Here is a 5,652-nt window from a genome sequence, read left to right as displayed (position 1 = left end):
TCGTCGCCGCGAACGTCGGCGCCGTGGTGTGGGTGCCTCAGTCCTCGGGCAGGTACTGAGCCCGGGCCATCTCGCACGCCGCCGCGATCTCCTCCGCGGTGGCGGTCCCGGAGGCCTCGACGGTCGCCTGCCACGCCTCGACCGAGCCCCGGGCGAAGGCGGCACCCTCGGGGTCCACGGTCTCCCCGCGCAGGTGGGCGGCGAGGGCGTGCAGGGCGATGTCCCATCCCGGTCCGGGGAACAGCGCGCCGGCGCCGCTGCCCGCCATGCCCAGCGGCACGGTGTGGACGAGCTCGAGCTTGGTGTCGTCGCCCACGGCCCGCAGGTGCACCTCCACCACGCTGTCCGGCCCGCCGAACGTCACCCGCAGCAGGGTGGGCGGCTCGCAGGCCAGGATCTCCCCGCCCGCATTGCCCTCGAGCCGGAACTCCCCGCCCACCCGCAGGTCGCCGCCGACCGGCAGGAACCAGCGGGCGAGCCGCTCGGGCTCGGTCAGCGCCGACCAGACGTCGGGGGTGTCGGCGGGGTAGCGGCGGCTCACCCGCAGGGTCACCTCCCCGTCGGTGCGGACGACGGCGCGGCGCAGGGCGTCGAGCTCCTGGACGAGATCGATCATCGGTCCTCTTCTCGGGAGCGGGCACGGCGACCGCGGACGAGCTCGGTGCCGGGCGGCTGTGGGCGGGACGAGCGGAACGCGACGACCTGGCGGACCCGGAGTCGGACCGGATCGCCGAGGACGTCGGGGGCGGGCACCCGCAGACTATCTCAGGAGCAACTTATATAAGCAAGAACTGATGTTGTTGGATGGGGGCATGACCGCACGCCCCCTGCGCACGAGGCTCGCCCCCGAGGTCGTCTCCGAGGAGTTCCGCGAGTTCTGGACCGAACGCCACCTCGGCACGCTGGTGACCCTGCGGCGGGACGGCACCCCGCACGTCGTGCCGGTGGGGGTGACGGTCGACGTCGAGGAGGGCACCGCCCGGGTGATCTGTCGGGGCGGCTCGCAGAAGGCGGTCAACGCGCGCGAGTCCGGCCGCGCCGTCGTCTCCCAGGTGGACGGCGCCCGCTGGTCCACGCTGGAGGGGACCGCGCAGGTGCTCGCGGACCCGGAGTCCGTGCGCGACGCCGAGGAGCGCTACGCGAAGCGTTTCCGGGTGCCCCGGGAGAACCCCGAGCGGGTGGTCATCGTGATCACCGTCGACCGGGTGCTCGGTATCGTCTGACCCCGGTCCTGTCGGTCGTGACGGCGATCGGGCACCCTGGAGCCCGTCCCCGCCGGCGTGGACCCCACCACCACGAGGAGAGGGATGTCCACGTGACCCACGGAGCGGCCGACGACCGGGAGATCGATGCCCCCGACAACGTCGTGAACCTCCCCCGTTCCCCTGCGGTGTCCCCGGACGACCTCCTGATCGCCAAGCTCGGCACGAGCCGCATCGTGTCGCCGATGGCCCACCTGCTCGACGCCCGGGCCACCACCGAGCACTACGTGGACGAGGACGACCGGGTCCTGCTGGACGACACCATCGCCGGCATCACCGCCCGCGGCGTGCCGATGGACCAGCTGCCCGGCCTGGAGCCCTGCGGTCCGCGCCGCAAGATCTACTTCGACCCGTCGAAGACCCGGGTGGGGATCGTCACCTGCGGCGGCCTCTGTCCGGGCCTCAACGACGTCATCGCGGGCCTGGTCCGCACCCTGACCTACCACTACGGGGTCAAGCGGATCGTCGGGTTCCGCAACGGCTACCAGGGCTTCATCTCCTCCTACGGGTACGACGAGGTGGACCTGACCCCGCGCTACGTGCGGGACATCGCGACCGAGGGCGGCACGGTGCTCGGCACCTCGCGCGGCCACCAGGACCCCGAGGAGATCGTCGACTGCCTCGAGCGGATGCACATGAACATCCTGTTCGTGATCGGCGGGGACGGGACGATGCGCGGCGCCATGGGCATCGAGCGGGTCATCCGCGAGCGGAACCTCAAGATCGCCGTCGTCGGCATCCCGAAGACGATCGACAACGACATCCCGTACATCGACCAGAGCTTCGGCTTCCAGACGGCGTTCTCCCGCGCGTCGGAGTCGATCCGGGCGGTGACGGTCGAGGCCAAGTCCACGGCCAACGGCGTCGGGCTGGTCAAGCTCATGGGCAGGCACTCCGGCTTCATCGCCTGCTACGCGGCGCTCGCGCGGTCCGACGCGGACGTCGTGCTGATCCCCGAGGTCCCCTTTGAGCTCGGCGGCCTGCTGGACCACCTGCGCGCCCGCGTGCAGCAGCGCGGGCACGCCGTGGTCGTCGTGGCCGAGGGGGCGGGTCAGGAGCTGTTGGAGGCGCACTCGCACACCGACGCGTCGGGCAACAAGAGGCTCGGCGACATCGGCCGGTTCCTGCGCGCGGAGATCGAGCAGGACTTCGCCCGGCGAGAGATCGAGACGTCCGTGCGCTACATCGACCCGAGCTACGCGATCCGGTCGGTGCCCGCGAACCCCTACGACAGCGTCTACACGGTCCGGCTGTCCCAGGCGGCGGTGCACGCGGCGATGTCGGGGCGCACGGCGATGGTCGTCGGGCGGGTGCGGCGGCGCTTCGTGCACATCCCGATGGAGCTCGCGGTGAGCAAGCGCAACCAGGTCGACCCGAACGGAGACCTGTGGCAGGCGGTCCTGGAGTCGACGGGCCAGCCCGTCCGGTTCGGGGCGTAATCTCCCCGTCGTGCCTGCACTGCGGTTCCTCGGCCACTCGACGGCCCGCCTGGAGCTGGGCGGGCGGGTCGTGCTCACCGATCCGGTGCTCACCCCCAAGGTGTCGCTGCTGCGGCGGATGGTCCCGCCCCTGCGTCCCGAGGACTGGGCGGACGCGGACCTGGTCCTGGTCTCGCACCTGCACGGCGACCACCTGCACCTGCCCTCGCTGCGGATGCTGCGCCCGGACACCCGGGTGGTGGTGCCGCGCGGGGCGGGGGAGTGGGTGCGCAGGCGCGGGGTGCAGCGGGTCGAGGAGATCGACGTCGGGCAGACGATCGTCGACGGCGGCCTGCGCGTCACCGCGACGTTCGCCGAGCACTCCGGGCACCGGTGGGGGCCGCGGTCCACCCGTGGTCCGCAGGCGCCCGCGCTGGGGCACGTCCTGGAGGCGGACGGCCTGCGGATCTACGCCTCCGGCGACACCGACCTGTTCGACGGCATGGGGTCACTCGGCGACCTGGACGTCGCGTTGCTGCCGGTCTGGGGCTGGGGGCCGAACCTGGGCGAGGGACACCTCGATCCCGAACGCGCCGCCGTCGCGCTGGACCTGCTGAGGCCGCGGCTGGCCGTCCCGGTGCACTGGGGCACGCTCGCCGTCGCGGGCCTCACGAGGGCGCCTGCGGGCCACGGTGCGAACATGCGCGCCCTGCTGCACGACCCGCCCCACCGCTTCGCCGCCGCGGCCGCCCGCCACGGCACCACGAGCCGCATCACGATCGCCCGCCCCGGCCAGGACGTCCCCCTCGACGGCTCCCGACCCGATGGCCCGAACGGCACTCCCGCGCAGACCCACCGCCCGGACGGACCGCTCGTTCCCCCGTCGGACGGCGGGTCGGAGGGGCCCGGATGAGCGCGCTGGCCCTCGACTGGACCGACCCGCAGGCCATCGGCTACCCGCTCCTCGTCGGCGGGGTGCTGCTCGGCTCGATCGTGCCGATCGTCCCCACGGGGGCCGTCGTCGGCGCCGCCGCGGCCGTCGCGATGACCACCCACCACCTCTCGCTCCCGCTCGTGATCGTCGCCGCGACGCTCGCCGCGTACGTGGGCGACCTGGTCACCTACGGGGTCGCGCGGGTGGGCGGCGAGGCCGCCGTGCGGTTCGTCTCGCGCGGTCAGACGCCCGAGCAGCTCGCCAGGGCCCGGGTCCGGTTCACCCGCCACGGTTGGCAGCTCGTGGTGATCGGGCGGCTGGTCCCCGCGGGCCGGATCCCCGCGCTCGTCGCGGCCGGGACGCTCGGCTACCCGTGGCGCAGGCTGCTGCCGTCGGCGCTGCTGGCCTGTCTGCTGTGGGCGGTGGCGTACTCGCTGCTGGGGATCCTGTCGGGTGGGCTGTTCGACAACCCGTTGGTGGCCACGCTCGTCGCCGCCGCGCTCGTGCTCGTCGTCGGGGCCGTGTCCGGTGGGATCGCCTCCCTCGTGCGCAGGCGGCGGACCCGCTCGGGTGACGGCGGGGCCCCGGAGCCGTCCCCGCCGCGTGGGGAGGCGAAGATCGGGCCGACCACTCCGCCCGATCCGCAGGAGAACCGACCGTGACACGTCCCGCCCCGATCGTCCGGGACTACCGGGCGGTGGAGCCCGAACGTGGCCCGCTGCTGCAGGGCGGCCGGGTGGTGGCCAGGGTGCTGTTCGTGGGCGTCCTGGTCACGGTCGCGCTGCACCTGCTCGACCTCTGGCTCACCGGCTTCGCCATGACGAGCTGGTGGCAGCCGATCGTCTGCGCGCTCCTGTTCGGGCTCCTCACCGCGGTGGTCTGGCCGCTGGTGCTCCGGGTGGCGCTGCCGTTCGCGCTGTTCACCCTGGGGCTCGGCAGCTTCCTGCTGCTCGCGGCCGGGTCGCTCGCCGTCTTCTGGCTGGTGCCGGGGGTGCAGCTCACGAACATCCGCACGGCGTTCGTGGTGGTCGTGGTGATGACGGTCGTCAACGCCGTCGCCACCTCGCTCCTGGCGATCGACGAGGACGAGCTGTTCTTCCGCCGTGCGGTCCGGCGCAGCAGGCGCACCCCGGACAGCACCGGGGAGGTCACCCCCGGAGTCCTGTTCCTGCAGGTCGACGGCCTGGGGCACGAGACCGCCCGGCGTGCCGTGCGCGACGGCACCATGCCGGTGCTCGCCCGCTGGCTCGCGCAGGGCACGCACTCGTTGCAGCACTGGACCACGGACTGGTCGTCGCAGACCGGCGCCAGCGTGAGCGGCATCCTGCACGGCAGCAACCACGACATCCTCGGTTTCCGCTGGTACGAGAAGGACCGCGACCACGTCATGGCGTGCGCGCACCCCGCGGACGCCGCCGAGATCGAGCGCAGGCACTCCGACGGGCGCGGCCTGCTCGCCGTCGACGGCGCCTCCCGCGGCAACCTGTTCACCGGCGACGCGCCGCACTACAGCCTCACGATGAGCACCGTGACCGTGCTGGGCGGGCGGCGGTCGAAGCGGCGGCGCGACCACATCGGCGGCGGGTACTGGGCGTACTTCGCCAACCCGGTCAACGGCATCCGGACCTTCGCCGGCGCGCTCGTCGACGCCGTGCGCGAGGTCGTCGAGGCGGCATCGCAGCGGCGGGCGGACGTCCGGCCGCGCACCCACCGCGGCGGGCTCTACCCCTTCGCCCGGCCGGGCACCACGGTGATCGCACGAGACGTCGTCGTCTCGGCCCTGATCGAGGACATGCTGGCCGGGCGCCCGGTCGCCTACGCGGACTTCCTCGGCTACGACGAGGTCGCCCACCACTCCGGCATCGAGCGCGCGGACGCCCTCGCGGTGCTGCGCACGATCGACCAGCAGATCGGGCGGCTGCACCGGGCCGCCCAGCTCGCGCCGCGGCCGTACCACATCGTGTGTCTGTCCGACCACGGCCAGACCCAGGGGCAGGCCTTCGCGGACCGGTTCGGGGAGACGATCGAGCAGTACGTC

General features: G+C 73.3%; 6 protein-coding genes. 5 read left to right on the top strand and 1 reads right to left on the bottom strand.

What is annotated here, in order from left to right:
* Positions 1–37: 37 nt before the first annotated feature.
* The gene (locus tag H5J29_RS18995; RefSeq protein ID WP_181782337.1) at positions 38–616 is read right to left on the bottom strand and encodes an SRPBCC family protein; all 579 of its coding nucleotides are present in this window, start codon (positions 614–616) and stop codon (positions 38–40) included.
* Positions 617–812: 196 nt separating this feature from the next.
* On the opposite strand from H5J29_RS18995, the gene H5J29_RS18990 reads away from it, so the two are divergent.
* The 5 genes from H5J29_RS18990 to H5J29_RS18970 form a co-directional block, all read left to right on the top strand.
* Positions 813–1,223, top strand: a complete 411-nt coding sequence (locus H5J29_RS18990; RefSeq protein ID WP_181782335.1) for a TIGR03618 family F420-dependent PPOX class oxidoreductase — start codon at positions 813–815, stop codon at positions 1,221–1,223.
* Between the two features lie 143 nt (positions 1,224–1,366).
* Positions 1,367–2,701 carry an ATP-dependent 6-phosphofructokinase gene (locus tag H5J29_RS18985; protein WP_376768549.1) on the top strand — a complete coding sequence of 445 codons (1,335 nt, stop codon included), beginning with the start codon at positions 1,367–1,369 and terminating at the stop codon, positions 2,699–2,701.
* 19 nt (positions 2,702–2,720) lie between these two features.
* Positions 2,721–3,593 carry an MBL fold metallo-hydrolase gene (locus tag H5J29_RS18980; RefSeq protein WP_181782341.1) on the top strand — a complete coding sequence of 291 codons (873 nt, stop codon included), beginning with the start codon at positions 2,721–2,723 and terminating at the stop codon, positions 3,591–3,593.
* On the top strand, positions 3,590–4,276 hold the full coding sequence (locus H5J29_RS18975; RefSeq protein WP_181782334.1) for a DedA family protein: 687 nt from the start codon (positions 3,590–3,592) through the stop codon (positions 4,274–4,276). The genes H5J29_RS18980 and H5J29_RS18975 overlap by 4 nt, the downstream gene beginning before the upstream one ends.
* The coding region (locus tag H5J29_RS18970; RefSeq protein ID WP_312858306.1) for a phage holin family protein at positions 4,273–5,652 on the top strand (1,380 nt) is incomplete at its 3' end. The genes H5J29_RS18975 and H5J29_RS18970, both read left to right, overlap by 4 nt.

It is taken from the genome of Pseudonocardia pini, from assembly GCF_013870575.1.
Classification (GTDB): Bacteria; Actinomycetota; Actinomycetes; order Mycobacteriales; family Pseudonocardiaceae; genus Pseudonocardia; species Pseudonocardia pini.
This window is presented reverse-complemented; position numbering and strand designations above follow the sequence as displayed.

Excerpts from the sequence above, each read along its gene's own strand:
- H5J29_RS18995 (WP_181782337.1), bottom strand. The coding sequence starts at position 616 with ATGATCGATCTCGTCCAGGAGCTCGACGCCCTGCGCCGCGCCGTCGTC.
- H5J29_RS18990 (WP_181782335.1), top strand. The coding sequence starts at position 813 with ATGACCGCACGCCCCCTGCGCACGAGGCTCGCCCCCGAGGTCGTCTCC.
- H5J29_RS18975 (WP_181782334.1), top strand. The coding sequence starts at position 3,590 with ATGAGCGCGCTGGCCCTCGACTGGACCGACCCGCAGGCCATCGGCTAC.